The sequence below is a fragment of the Gordonia sp. GN26 genome, from assembly GCF_054823965.1.
In genome coordinates, this window is the sequence record NZ_JSYC01000020.1 from 56,786 (window position 1) to 69,453 (window position 12,668).

The 12,668-nt window shown below is 68.7% G+C and carries 13 protein-coding genes; 6 read left to right on the forward strand and 7 right to left on the reverse strand.

Going from position 1 to position 12,668, the window contains the following annotated elements:
- Positions 1 to 56 precede the first annotated feature (56 nt).
- The 7 genes from OK17_RS07280 to OK17_RS07310 all read right to left on the reverse strand — a co-directional run bounded on the left by OK17_RS07280 (position 57) and on the right by OK17_RS07310 (position 7,861).
- Positions 57 to 938: a 3-methyladenine DNA glycosylase gene (locus OK17_RS07280; protein ID WP_269784758.1), complete on the reverse strand. Its 882-nt coding sequence runs from the start codon at positions 936 to 938 to the stop codon at positions 57 to 59.
- 5 nt (positions 939 to 943) lie between these two features.
- A complete protein-coding gene (locus OK17_RS07285; protein ID WP_232716360.1) occupies positions 944 to 2,017 on the reverse strand; it encodes a hemolysin family protein in 1,074 nt (357 codons plus the stop codon).
- Complete coding sequence (locus tag OK17_RS07290; RefSeq protein WP_461417054.1) at positions 2,010 to 3,461, reverse strand: hemolysin family protein; 1,452 nt, start codon at positions 3,459 to 3,461, stop codon at positions 2,010 to 2,012. Before OK17_RS07290 ends, OK17_RS07285 begins: the two co-directional genes overlap by 8 nt.
- Position 3,462: 1 nt before the next feature.
- Positions 3,463 to 4,896, reverse strand: coding sequence for a GMP reductase (gene guaB1 / locus OK17_RS07295; protein WP_461417055.1), 1,434 nt, complete (start codon positions 4,894 to 4,896; stop codon positions 3,463 to 3,465).
- A 16-nt stretch (positions 4,897 to 4,912) separates the two neighbouring features.
- A complete protein-coding gene (gene gndA / locus OK17_RS07300; RefSeq protein ID WP_461417056.1) occupies positions 4,913 to 6,370 on the reverse strand; it encodes an NADP-dependent phosphogluconate dehydrogenase in 1,458 nt (485 codons plus the stop codon).
- Positions 6,371 to 6,464: 94 nt separating this feature from the next.
- Positions 6,465 to 7,415 carry a M56 family metallopeptidase gene (locus OK17_RS07305; protein ID WP_232716354.1) on the reverse strand — a complete coding sequence of 317 codons (951 nt, stop codon included), beginning with the start codon at positions 7,413 to 7,415 and terminating at the stop codon, positions 6,465 to 6,467.
- Positions 7,416 to 7,462: 47 nt separating this feature from the next.
- On the reverse strand, positions 7,463 to 7,861 hold the full coding sequence (locus OK17_RS07310; RefSeq protein ID WP_006360917.1) for a BlaI/MecI/CopY family transcriptional regulator: 399 nt from the start codon (positions 7,859 to 7,861) through the stop codon (positions 7,463 to 7,465).
- 321 nt (positions 7,862 to 8,182) lie between these two features.
- Here OK17_RS07310 and OK17_RS07315 point away from each other — a divergent pair, with 321 nt between their 5' ends.
- The 6 genes from OK17_RS07315 to ureG all read left to right on the forward strand — a co-directional run bounded on the left by OK17_RS07315 (position 8,183) and on the right by ureG (position 12,668).
- On the forward strand, positions 8,183 to 8,605 hold the full coding sequence (locus OK17_RS07315; RefSeq protein ID WP_461417057.1) for a PaaI family thioesterase: 423 nt from the start codon (positions 8,183 to 8,185) through the stop codon (positions 8,603 to 8,605).
- A gap of 193 nt (positions 8,606 to 8,798) precedes the next feature.
- On the forward strand, positions 8,799 to 9,101 hold the full coding sequence (locus OK17_RS07320) for an urease subunit gamma (RefSeq protein ID WP_006360919.1): 303 nt from the start codon (positions 8,799 to 8,801) through the stop codon (positions 9,099 to 9,101).
- A 45-nt stretch (positions 9,102 to 9,146) separates the two neighbouring features.
- Entirely contained in the window at positions 9,147 to 9,536 is a 390-nt protein-coding gene (locus OK17_RS07325) for an urease subunit beta (protein WP_461417058.1), read from the forward strand.
- Between the two features lies 1 nt (position 9,537).
- Entirely contained in the window at positions 9,538 to 11,256 is a 1,719-nt protein-coding gene (locus OK17_RS07330; RefSeq protein WP_461417059.1) for an urease subunit alpha, read from the forward strand.
- Positions 11,256 to 11,927, forward strand: a complete 672-nt coding sequence (locus tag OK17_RS07335) for an urease accessory protein UreF (protein ID WP_232716346.1) — start codon at positions 11,256 to 11,258, stop codon at positions 11,925 to 11,927. Before OK17_RS07330 ends, OK17_RS07335 begins: the two co-directional genes overlap by 1 nt.
- Before the next feature lie 54 nt (positions 11,928 to 11,981).
- Positions 11,982 to 12,668, forward strand: coding sequence for an urease accessory protein UreG (ureG, locus tag OK17_RS07340; RefSeq protein ID WP_232716344.1), 687 nt, complete (start codon positions 11,982 to 11,984; stop codon positions 12,666 to 12,668).

Genomic DNA, 12,668 nt, shown 5'->3' on the forward strand with positions numbered 1-12,668 from the left:
ATGAAGACGACATCCATGCTACTAGCCGGTAAGGCCGAACCGTACAGGCGTCCTGTTTAGGCGTGGCGGGCGATCTCGGCCAGGTGCGTACACCGCCCCAACACCTCCGCGCGGAGTCGTGTTCCCGTGTCGGCGATCGCCGATTGTTCGCGGACGTACTCGGCTCGTCCGGCGGGGGTCTCGATCGGGACCGGCTCGTATCCCAGGTGGCGTAGGTCGTACGGACTCGCCCGCATGTCGAGGTCACGGGCGCGCAGGGCCAGCTCGAAGCAGTCGACGGTGAGGTCGGCGGGCAGCAGCGGCGCCAGGGTGAAGCAGTGCCGGTAGAGGTCCATGGTGGCGTGCAGGCAGCCCGGTTGTTCGTGGTCGATCTGCGACGCGCGGCTCAATTCGTGCTCGTTGCGCGGCCGGGCCGGCTCGGTGAAGAAGCGGTACGCGTCGAAGTGGGTACAGCGCAACGGCATCTGTTCGACGACCCGGTCGGTACCGGCAGCACCCAGACGCAGGGGGATGTCGTGCCGGGTCTCGTCGGTGCGGTAGACCATGGCCCACTCGTGGAGTCCGAAGCAGCCCAGCCGGGCCGGTCGCGCGGCGGTCGCTCCCAAGAGATCCACGGTTGCCTGCAAGGCGTCGCGTCGTCGCAGGACGTAGTCGAGGCCCACGTGGACGCCGGAGTCGGCTCGTTCGTAACCGCGCAGGGGCAGGAATTCGTCGGCGTCCTCGAGTTGCACGCCGAAACCCGGATGCCAGCGCAGCACGTGGGACGGCCGCGACGAGTAGTAGGTGAACAGGAAGTCGATGACGGGGTGCTTGCCGCCGTTGCGGCGCGCCTCGAGGTACGGGCCGATGAGCGCGTCGACGCGACGCTGGTGGGCGTCACGGCTGGCGCGCCACTCCTGGCCCGTCAACACCGTCTGTTCTTCCACGTGCACGGACATGGTGCTCACACCCGGTGGGTCTCGTCCCGGACGTTGCCGACGAACTCCTCGACGAGGTCGGCGAGCGGGACGATGCCGATCGTGCGGCCGTTGTCGTCCACGACGGCGCCCAGGTGCGAGCTGGTGCGGCGCAGCACGGTGGTCGCCTCGTCGAGGGGCGTGGTGGACGCGATGACCGGCAGCGGACGGATCTTGTCGACACCGATGATGGTGTCCGGGCCGATGTGCTCGTCGAGGATCTCGTCCAGCACGTCCTTCAGATGCAGGTAGCCGGTGAAGGTGCCGTCGGATCCGCGGACCGGGAAGCGGGAGAACCCGGTCTCGCTGACGGCCTTCTCGACGGCGCCGAGCGTCGGGCCGATCCCGCCGGTCGCCGACACCTGAACCTTGACGCTGCGCATCTTCTCGAGGGGGATCATCACCTCGGCGACGGTACGGCCGATGGACTGCAGAGCACGGGTGAGGCGCTCGTGCTCCTCGGCGTCGATGAGGCCTTCCTGCTTGGACTCGCCGAGCATCTGCGCCAGCTCACCCAGCGACACGGTGGACTCGAGTTCGTCCTTCGGTTCGACACGCATCAGGCGCAGCGAGATGTTGGCGAGCCAGTTGTAGAAGGAGATCAGCGGACGCACCAGGCGGATGAACATCAGGTGCATCGGGACCAGCAGCATGGCCGCCGACTCGGGTCCGGCGAGTGCGATGTTCTTCGGCACCATCTCACCGAGCAGGATGTGCAGCACCACCACCAGCGACAATGCGATGGCGAACGAGATCGGGTGCAGCAGTGCGTGCGGCACGTGCGCGAGTTCGAGCGGTTTCTCGATGAGGTGTGCGACCGCCGGTTCGCCGACGCGACCGAGCAGGATCGAACAGATCGTGATGCCCAACTGGGCGCCGGCCAACATCAGCGACAGGTGTTCGCCGGCCTTGATGACGGTCCGTGCGCGAGTCTTGCCGCTCTCGGCCAACGCCTCGAGCCGGTCGCGGCGGGCCGAGATCAGCGAGAACTCGGCGCCGACGAAGAAGGCGTTGCCGGCCAGCAGTGCGAAGGCCAGCACGACAGCCCAGAGGTCACCCATTTCCGGCCTCCGTGTCTCGTGGCTCGTCGTCTCGTGACTCGCCGTCTCGGGGCTTGTCGCCGAGGAACTCGCCGGCCGGGGCCGGTCGAAGTGCGACGACGTCGACGCGTCGGCCGTCCATCTGGGCGACCGTGGCCCGCCAGGTGATGTCGTCACGGGTCTCGGGCATCTCGGGTGAGTCGTCGTCGCCGTCGCCGACCGGGGAGCGGCGGGGAAGGTCGACGACGTCGTCGACCGTGGGGATGCGTCCGAGGCAGTACATGATCAGGCCACCGAGGGTGTCGTAGGGGCCGTCGGGTGCGTGATAGCCGGTCGCGTCGTAGAGCTCGTCGATGCGTAGCAGGCCCGCGCAGAGGTATCCGTTGCCGTCGATGGCGACGTCGGCGCGTTCGTCGTCGTGCTCGTCGGTGACGTCGCCGAGGATCTCCTCGATGAGGTCCTCGGTGGTGACGATGCCCGCGGTGCCGCCGTACTCGTCGATGACGACGCACAGTTCCATGCCGTCGGCCCGGATGCGCTGCATCAGCGCGTCTCCGTCGAGGCTGGCCGGGACGCGCGGCACGCTGCGCGCGATCGAGGTGACCCGCGTGGTGGCCTGACGCTCGGGCGGGATGGTGAAGGCCTGTTTGATGTGGACCACGCCGACGAGGTCGTCGAGGTCGCCGTCGACGACGACGGGGAAGCGCGAGTGCCCGGTGCGAGACGACGCGATCACGAGGTCGCGGACGGTGTCCTCGCGGTCGAGGGTGTCGATGGTGACCCGCGGGGTCATCAGATCCTCGGCGGTGAGCTCACCGAACCGCAGGGAACGGTCCACCAGCGTGGCGGTCTGCTCGTCGAGCGCCCCGCGTCGGGCCGAGTTACGGACCAGCGATACGAGTTCCTGCGGTGAGCGGGCGGAGGCGAGCTCGTCGGTCGGCTCGATGCCGAACCGGCGGACGATCCAGTTCGCGGTGCCGTTGAGTCCCCGGATCGCCCAGCGGAACACCGCCGAGAACGCCGTCATGGGGCCCGATGTGGCCCGGGCGACGGCCAGCGACTTGGCGATCGCGAGGTTCTTCGGGATCAGCTCGCCCAGGACCATCGACAGCGAGGTGGCTATCACCAGCGCGAGGATCAGTGAGGTCGCCGAGGCGACCGACGGGCTCACGCCGGCCGCCTCCAGTGGCGGCTTGATGATGCGGGCGAGGACGGGTTCGGCGATGTAGCCGGTGATCAGGGTGGTGATCGTGATGCCGAGCTGGGCGCCGGACAGCTGGAAGGACAGCGTCGAATGCGCGCGCTGCACCAGCCGTGCGCGCCGATCTCCGCGTTTGGCGACATCCGCCGAGATCGTCGACCGTTCCAGTGCGGTCAGCGAGAACTCGGCCGCGACGAACAGCGCGGTGCCCAGCGTGAGGGCGATGAAGCCGATCAGACTCGCGACGAGTATGAGGATCTCCACGTCACCACCCGCCCGGCAGGGGACGCCCTTCGGCGAAACCGGCGGGCGACTGGACTCCGAGGACGACCTTGTCGTGCAGCTCCCGCAGGTCCCTGGCCCCGGTATAGGTTGCGGTGCTGCGAATCCCGGCACAGATGTGGTCGATGAGGTCCTCGACGCCGGGACGCTCGGGGTCGAGCCGGATCCGAGACGTCGAGATGCCTTCTTCGAAGAGGCTCTTGCGGGCGCGGTCGTACGGGCTGTCGCCGGACGAACGGGCCGCGACCGCCCGCTTCGACGCCATGCCGAAACTGACCTTGTACGGGCCTTGTTCGTCCTCGAGGAGATCGCCGGGTGATTCATGGGTGCCGGCGAACCAGGATCCGACCATCACGTTCGACGCGCCGGCGGCGAGGGCCAGGGCGACGTCGCGCGGATGACGGACACCGCCGTCAGCCCACACCGACGCACCGTGACTTGCTGCCACCCCGGCACATTCGGCCACCGCGGAGAACTGGGGCCGACCGACGCCGGTCATCATGCGGGTGGTGCACATCGCGCCCGGACCGACACCGACCTTGATGATCGATGCGCCGGCGGCGATGAGGTCGAGAGTGCCCTCCGCGGAGACCACGTTGCCCGCCGCGATCGGGACACCGAGGTCCGCGTCGGCGACCGATCTCAGTGCGGTGAGCATCTTCTCCTGGTGGCCGTGCGCGGTGTCCATGACGAGCACATCGGCACCTGCGGCGACGAGGGCTCGGGCCTTGCCCACCACGTCACCGTTGATCCCGACGGCGGCGGCGATCCGCAACTTGCCCGACGCGTCGACGTTCGGCTCGTAGATCGCGTGGCGCAGCGCACCGACACGGTTCAGGACACCCGCCAGCCTGCCGTCGGCGTCGACGAGTACGGCGACTCCGAGGTGGAGGTCGCCGAGTTCGTCGAACACCTCGCGCGGCGGGGTCTCGACGGGCAGCGTGACGATGTCGGGATCGAGTACGTCACGGACCCGGGCGAAACGGTCGACGTCGCGGCAGCGCTTCTCGGTGACGACACCGACCGGGCGTCCGTCCTCGACGACGACCGCGACGCCGTGGGATCGCTTGGGGATCAACGCGACCGCGTCGGTCACCGAATCCGACGGGGTGAGCGTGACCGGGGTGTCGGCCACGAGGTGGCGCGACTTCACGAACGCGATCGACGACGCGGCGGCCTCGATGGGGAGGTCCTGCGGGAGGACCACGAGTCCGCCGCGGCGCGCGACCGTCTCCGCCATGCGCTTGCCCGCGACGGCGGTCATGTTCGCCACGACGATCGGGATGGTGGTCCCGCTGCCGTCCGACGTCGACAGGTCGACATCGAATCGCGAACTGACATCAGACCTGTTGGGGACGATGAAGACATCGTCGTAGGTCAGGTCGTGGGTCGGCCGATGGCCTTCGATGAATCGCACCGGTTCTCGCAGGCTCCTATTCGGTCACTTCCGAGCGGTCGCCGCTCCACAGGGTGTGGAAGGTGCCTTCCTTGTCGACGCGCTGATAGGTGTGGGCGCCAAAGAAGTCGCGCAGACCCTGGGTGAGGGCGGCGGGCAGGCGCTCGGCGCGCAGGGCGTCGTAGTAGGACAGCGACGAGGCGAAGGCCGGCACCGGGATGCCCAGCAGGGTGGCGGTGGACACCACGCGGCGCCAGCTGTCGATGCCGACCTCGACCGCTTCGCGGAAGTAGGGGGCGAGCAGCAGGCTGGGCAGCTCGGGATCGTCGGCGTAGGCCTCGCGGATGCGGTTGAGGAACTGCGCGCGGATGATGCAGCCGCCGCGCCAGATGGTGGCCAGCGATCCGCGGTCGACGTTCCAGCCGTATTCGGCGCTGCCGGCGGCGATCTGGTCGAAGCCCTGGGCGTAGGCGACGACCTTGGAGGCGTAGAGCGCGGTCTTGATGTCGGCGATGAACTGCGCCTTGTCGGTGGGCGCGCCACCGAGGTTGCCCGAGGACAGGCCGCGGGCCGCGACGCGCTGGTCGGTGGCGCTGGACAGGGCGCGGGCGAAGACGGCCTCGGCGATGCCGGTGGTCGGGATGCCCAGGTCGAGTGCGGACTTCACGGTCCAGCGGCCGGTGCCCTTCTGGCCGGCGGCGTCGACGATGACATCGACGAGGGGCTTGCCGGTCTCGGCGTCGACCTGGCTGAGCACGTCTGCGGTGATCTCGATGAGGTAGCTCTCGAGCTCGGTGCCGTTCCACTCGCGGAAGACGTCGGCGATCTCGGCGACGGGCATGTCGAGGGCCTTGCGCATCAGGTCGTAGGCCTCGCCGATGAGCTGCATGTCGGCGTATTCGATGCCGTTGTGGACCATCTTGACGAAGTGGCCGCTGCCGTCGGGGCCGATGTGGGTGCAGCAGGGTTCGCCGTCGACCTGGGCCGCGATCGACTCGAGCAGCGGGCCGAGCGACTCGTAGGACTCGGCGGGTCCGCCGGGCATGATCGACGGGCCGTTGAGGGCGCCTTCCTCGCCGCCGGAGATGCCGGCGCCGACGAAGTTCAGTCCGCGTGCCGACATGGCGGCTTCGCGGCGGATGGTGTCGGTGTAGAGCGCGTTGCCGCCGTCGATGATGATGTCGCCGGGCTCCATGGCGTCGGCGAGTTCGTTGATCACGGCGTCGGTGGCGTCGCCGGCCTTGACCATGATCAGCACGCGCCGCGGACGCTCGAGGGCGGCGACGAATTCGGCGACCGTCTCGGTCCGGATGAAAGTGCCGTCGCTGCCGTGGTTGGCGAGCAGCGCGTCGGTTTTGGCGACGCTGCGGTTGTGCAGCGCGACCGTGTACCCGTGACGGGCGAAGTTACGCGCGATGTTCGAACCCATGACGGCCAGACCGGTGACGCCGATCTGAGCTTTCCCGGAAGGTGACGATGCCTCGACGTTGTTCATGCCCGACAGCCTATTGCCTCACGATCCGATAGGGCGATCTGCCTCACCGTTCGGGCCACGCGCGAAAAGTGTTCACCCGGCCGGTTCGGACGACTCAGAACGCCGACATCAGGCGGTTGAGCTCGGTGAGCCAGGGGATCGCGACCGCGAGGGTCGGCAGCACCAGGATGGCGGCGGCGGTCGCGTAGGCGCTGACCGCGATCCAGCGGGCGGGACGGTCGTCGCGCAGACGGTGGACGCGGGTGAGGGTGGTCGGCCCGCCGACGGCCATCGCGCCGCGGGGAGCGACCGCGTCGGCGCAGGCGACGAGCGCACGGCCGAGGGTGGTGGGAGCGGTGGCTCGGACGGCCTGGTCGTCGGCGAGGGCTTCGACGAGCAGTTCGGCGGCGCCGAGAGCGGAACTCGAGCGGACGAACCGCGGGAATGCCTCGTGCAGGGCGATGAACGCCTCGAGGACGAGGTCGTGCCGGGCCCGCAGGTGCGCGCGTTCGTGGGCGATGACGGCGATGAGCTCGTCGCGGGTGAGGCGGTGGACGACGCCCTCGCTGACGACGACGCGCTGGCGCAGGCCGGGGAGGCAGTAGGCGAGCGGTTGTTCGACGTCGATCATCCGGACGTCGCGGGCATAGAGCGGGTCGTCGGCGTCGGTCCGGTCGCAGCGGTCGAGGATGTCGATCAGCTGGCGGTGGGCCTTGCGGCGGGCACGGGTGCGCAGTCCGACGCGGATCGTCGTGTAGAAGAGGCGGGCGCCGACCAGCAGGGTGAGGATGAAGACGCCCACGCAGGCCAGCCAGAGGGGGAGACCCAGGCGGTCGATCTCGTGCAGCGGATGCGTCGTCGGCGTGCCGTCGGCCCCGATCACCAGCAGGTTGGCGGCGATCGCCAGGCCACAGCTGAACGCCGACAGCACGGCGGCGAGTGCGATGGCCTGCCACAGCGTCATCGCCGCGCGTGGCGCTCGGATCGGCCATCTGGCCCGGGACAGTGCCTCGGGTACGGGTCCGGCGAGCACCAGGCTGACGATGCCGAAGAGCAGGGCGGTCATCCGGTGGGCTTCCTCAGGGGTGGGCTGTTGGGGGTTGTGCCGCGAATCTAACCGGTGTCGCGGGTTCCTCGGGCGGCTTCGAGTTCATCGAGAGCATGACGTAGGGCCGCGGCCTCGTCGGCACCGACCCGTCCGACGAACGAGACGAGGGCTGCGTGCCGCGAGCCGGGGGCGTCGGCCTCGCTGAGGGCGTCGACCATCAGACTCGCGACGAGGTCCTCGCGGGGGTGGGTGGGGACGTACTTGTGGGCGCGGTCGTCGCGGATCTGGGTCACGAGGTTCTTCTTCGCGAGACGCTGCAGGACGGTCATGACCGTCGTGTAGGCGAGAGAGCGATCCTGGGAGAGTTCGGCGTGTACCTGCCGGACGGTCTTCGGTTCGGAGCCCGCCCACAACGTGTCCATCACCGCGCGCTCGAGGTCGCCAAGCCCATTCATCTTTCGCATTTTACTGCTGTGCCTCCCGTTGTGCGCCCCTCGGCTCACGTATTGCTTCGATTATCGCGTCCGCGCCGGCGATCTCGCCTCTCACGTGGCCTTTCACCCGAGCCCTTGACACGTTGGTAAGGCTAGCCTACATTAAGTGTCACGTCGGACCGCGCGAGAGTCCTGAGGGCTGCAGAGACCCCCGGTCCACGCCACGAAAGGTCCCGCATCTCATCGAGGTGCGGGGCCTTTCGGTTTGTCTGGACCGACAACGTCGGGGGCGGCATCGGTGTTCCCGGGTCGGTATCGCCAAGGCCGGACGGGCGTGCCAATCTTGACGCCATGACTGCGAACAGTGCGGACGAGATCCTCAAGAACTCCTTCGGCAAGGGACTCGACGGCGTGCTCGGACTCGAGGTCGTCGAGGCGGGTCCGGATCGGATCGTCGCCACCATGGAGATCACCGAGAGCCACCACCAGCCGTTCGGGATCGTCCACGGCGGTGTCTACTGCGCGGTCGGCGAGAGCGTGGCGAGCATGAGCGGATTCCTCTGGCTCCAGGACACGGGTATCGGAGGGACCGCGGTCGGCGTCAACAACAACACCGACTTCCTCAAGTCGGTCAGCGCCGGCACGGTCACCGCGACGTCGACACCGATCCATCGCGGTCGGCGTCAGCAGCTGTGGGCCGTCGACATGGTGGACCAGGACGGCACGCTGCTGGCCAAGACGCAGGTGCGTCTCCAGAACATCGAAGCCCGATAAACGGTCGGTCTCCGGCTCCCGGGCCCCGGCTCCCGTGGGCCGTTCGAGTGGGCACGGTCTGACCCCCGACGACTGAGCCACACGGTCACCGGTCCACCGTCATCCGTCGGCGAGCCGAGGTCTGCTCGGCGTGGCAGGATGACTCCACCAACAACCACGACCACCCGTCGGCCATCTGCGAGGAGCGAACCCGGTGCGACTGTCGCCGCATGAACAAGAACGGCTGTTGATCTCATACGCGGCCGAACTCGCGCGACGGCGGCAGGCCCGCGGCCTCAAACTCAACCATCCCGAGGCGGTCGCGCTCATCACCGACCACGTCCTCGAGGGTGCCCGCGACGGTAGGTCGGTGGCCGAGCTCATGACCTCCGGCCGTGAAGTGCTCGGACGCGACGACGTGATGGACGGCGTGCCCGAGATGCTGCACGACGTCCAGGTCGAGGCGACGTTCCCGGACGGCACCAAACTGGTGACCGTCCACGACCCGATCGCCTGAACACCGCTCCGCCAACCGATCTCCAGCTGCCGAAGAGAGGCCGAGATGTCGGGTACGCCACCCACCGCCACACGCTCCTCGCTCGTCCCGGGCGAGGTGCTCCCCGCCGAGGGCACCATCGAGCTCAACGCCGGCGCCGACGTCGTCGAGCTGACCGTCGTCAACTCGGGTGATCGCCCGGTGCAGGTCGGCAGCCACGTCCACTTCCCGCAGTCCAACCCCGCGCTCGACTTCGACCGCGTGCTCGCGCACGGACGACGCCTCGACATCCCGGCCGGCACCGCGGTGCGGTTCGAGCCGGGCATCGAGATGACCGTCGGTCTGGTGCCGCTCGGGGGAACACGTGAGGTGTACGGGATCTCGATGGATCCGCCGGGTGCATGCGGGCCGGTGGGCTCGTCGGCACCCGGAACCGACGCCGACGGGAGCAAGTGAGATGGCCATACTCGGACGCGACCGTTACGCGCAGCTCTTCGGTCCCACGACCGGCGACCGGATCCGGCTCGCCGACACCGATCTGCTCATCGAGGTCACCGACGACCTCTCGGGTGGCCCCGGCCGTGCGGGCGAGGAGGCGGTCTTCGGCGGCGGCAAGGTGATCCGCGAGTCGATGGGCCAGAGCCGGGCGACCCGCGCCGACGGGGCACCCGACACGATCATCACCGGCGTCGTGATCCTCGACCACTGGGGAATCATCAAGGCCGACCTGGGCATCCGGGACGGACGCATCGTCGCGATGGGCAAGGCCGGCAACCCCGACACGATGGACGGCATCCACCCCGACCTCGTCATCGGACCGTCGACCGAGATCATCGCCGGCAACGGCAAGATCGTCACCGCCGGCGCCATCGACTGCCACGTGCATTTCATCTGCCCGCAGATCATGGACGAGGCGCTCGGCAACGGCATCACGACCCTGATCGGCGGCGGTACCGGTCCGGCCGAGGGTAGCAAGGCCACCACCGTCACACCGGGCGCCTGGCATCTCGCATCGATCCTCGCCGCGACCGACCACTGGCCGATGAACATCGCCCTGCTGGGCAAGGGCAACACGGTCAGTCCGGCCGCGATGCACGAGCAGATCCGCGCGGGCGCCTCGGGTTTCAAGTTGCACGAGGACTGGGGGAGCACCCCCGCCGCGATCGACGCCTGCCTGAGGGTCGCCGACGAGACCGGGGTGCAGGTCGCCCTCCACTCCGACACCCTGAACGAGGCGGGCTTCGTGGAGAGCACGCTCGGCGCGATCGCCGGACGCAGCATCCACGCGTACCACACCGAAGGTGCCGGCGGCGGCCACGCGCCCGACATCATCACGGTCGCCGCGTACCCGAATGTGCTTCCGTCGTCCACGAATCCAACCCGGCCGCACACCGTGAACACTCTCGACGAACACCTCGACATGCTGATGGTGTGCCATCACCTCAACCCGACGGTGCCGGAGGATCTGGCCTTCGCGGAGAGTCGGATCCGTCCGTCGACCATCGCTGCCGAGGACCTGCTCCACGATCTCGGTGCGATCTCGATGATCGGCTCGGACTCGCAGGCGATGGGGCGGATCGGCGAGGTGGTCCTGCGGACCTGGCAGACCGCACACGTCATGAAGCGCAAGCGCGGTGCACTTCCCGGTGACGGACGCGCCGACAACCATCGTGCCCGGCGGTACATCGCCAAGTACACGATCTGTCCGGCCGTCGCGCACGGCTTCGACGACGAGATCGGCTCGGTGGAGGTCGGCAAACTGGCCGACCTGGTCCTCTGGGACCCGGCATTCTTCGGCGTCCGGCCCGATCTGGTGATCAAGGGCGGCGCGATCGCGTGGGCGGCGATGGGCGACGCGAACGCGTCGATCCCCACCCCGCAGCCGGTCCTGCCGCGCCCGATGTTCGGCGCCGCACCGAAACTGGCGGCCGCCACGTCGGTGAGTTTCGTCGCTCCCGGCGCAGACCCCGACCTCGCCGAGCGGATCGGCGTCGACCGTCGTCTGGTCCCGGTCAAGAACACCCGCGGCGTCGGCAAGGCCGACATGGTGAACAACGACGCGTGCCCGACGATCGAGGTGGACCCCGACACGTTCACGGTGAAGGTCGACGGCGAGGTGTGGGATGCCGAGCCTGTGTCCGAACTGCCGATGGCGCAGCGATACTTCCTGTTCTGATGTCCGACCGTCCTCCGATGCAGTCCTCGCCCGCGCACGCTCCACTGGCGATGATGTTGTCGCTGGCCGACTCCCGGCTGCCTGTCGGCGGGCACGTGCACTCCGGCGGTGTGGAGCAGGCGATCGCCGACGGATTCATCCGTACGGCAGCCGATCTCGCGGATTTTCTGTACCGCCGTGTGACGACGAGTGGTCTCGTCGCGGCCTCGATTGCCGCCGCGGTGACCGACGGGGTACTCGAAGTCGCTGCGGCACAACGTGAGATGGATGCCCGCACACCGTCGGCCGCAGCCCGGAAGGCGTCGCTCGCGCAGGGTCGCGGAATGGTCCGGCTCGCCCGCCGGATGTTCCCCGACCATGACTGGTCGGCACACAAGCCGACGACGCATCTTCCGGTGATCAGCGGATCGATCGGTGCGGCGTCGTCGCTGTCGGGATTCCACACCGCACTGGTCCTCGTGTACACGACGATGAGCGGGTCGGCGACCGCCGGCCAACGCCTGCTCGCGCTCGACCCGGCGGATGTCTCGATCATGATCGCCGAACTCGGCGCCGAGTGTGAACGCGTTGCGGCGGAGGCGGCGGTGGGCCTCGCCGACCTGTCGGACCCGATCCTCGACATCTTCGCCGAACGCCATGAGCGGCAACCGATGCCGCTCTTCATGTCCTGACCAACCCAGTTCTGCAGGTACCTGCCTGCACGTCCCGATCAAGAGGAGTCAACGATGCCCCCGCATCTCATCGACGGGCAGCCCCACAGCCACGACCACGACCGGCCCCGGCGTAAACGCGAACCCGGTGAGGCGCTGCGCATCGGCGTCGGCGGTCCCGTCGGGTCCGGCAAGACCGCGTTGGTCGCCGCGCTCTGCCGCCAGCTGCGCGACGAACTGTCGGTGGCCGTGCTGACCAACGACATCTACACCACCGAAGACGCGGACTTCCTGCGCCGCAACGCGGTTCTGCCCGACGAGCGGATCACCGCCGTGCAGACCGGCGGATGCCCGCACACCGCGATCCGCGACGACATCACCGCCAACCTCGACGCCATCGACGACCTCGTCGAGGCCAACCCGCCGCTCGACCTCATCCTCGTCGAATCCGGTGGTGACAACCTCACCGCGACCTTCTCGACGGGCCTGATCGACGTCCAGATCTTCGTGATCGACGTGGCCGGCGGCGACAAGGTCCCCCGCAAGGGCGGTCCGGGCGTCACCTTCTCGGATCTGCTGGTGATCAACAAGACCGACCTGGCCGAGCGCGTCAACGCCGACCTCGGGGTCATGCGGCGCGATGCCGACAAGGTTCGCGAGGGGCGGCCGACGGCGATGATCTCGCTGACCGAGGACCCGGCGGCGACCGACGTGCTCGCCTGGGTTCGCGAGCAACTCGCCGCACCCGTGACGACCGGGTAG

Coding starts and splice junctions, on each gene's coding strand:
- OK17_RS07280 (WP_269784758.1), bottom strand. CDS start 938: ATGTCCGTGCACGTGGAAGAACAGACGGTGTTGACGGGCCAGGAGTGG.
- OK17_RS07285 (WP_232716360.1), bottom strand. CDS start 2,017: ATGGGTGACCTCTGGGCTGTCGTGCTGGCCTTCGCACTGCTGGCCGGC.
- gndA (WP_461417056.1), bottom strand. CDS start 6,370: ATGAACAACGTCGAGGCATCGTCACCTTCCGGGAAAGCTCAGATCGGC.
- OK17_RS07305 (WP_232716354.1), bottom strand. CDS start 7,415: ATGACCGCCCTGCTCTTCGGCATCGTCAGCCTGGTGCTCGCCGGACCC.
- OK17_RS07310 (WP_006360917.1), bottom strand. CDS start 7,861: ATGCGAAAGATGAATGGGCTTGGCGACCTCGAGCGCGCGGTGATGGAC.
- OK17_RS07315 (WP_461417057.1), top strand. CDS start 8,183: ATGACTGCGAACAGTGCGGACGAGATCCTCAAGAACTCCTTCGGCAAG.
- OK17_RS07325 (WP_461417058.1), top strand. CDS start 9,147: ATGTCGGGTACGCCACCCACCGCCACACGCTCCTCGCTCGTCCCGGGC.
- OK17_RS07330 (WP_461417059.1), top strand. CDS start 9,538: ATGGCCATACTCGGACGCGACCGTTACGCGCAGCTCTTCGGTCCCACG.
- OK17_RS07335 (WP_232716346.1), top strand. CDS start 11,256: ATGTCCGACCGTCCTCCGATGCAGTCCTCGCCCGCGCACGCTCCACTG.
- ureG (WP_232716344.1), top strand. CDS start 11,982: ATGCCCCCGCATCTCATCGACGGGCAGCCCCACAGCCACGACCACGAC.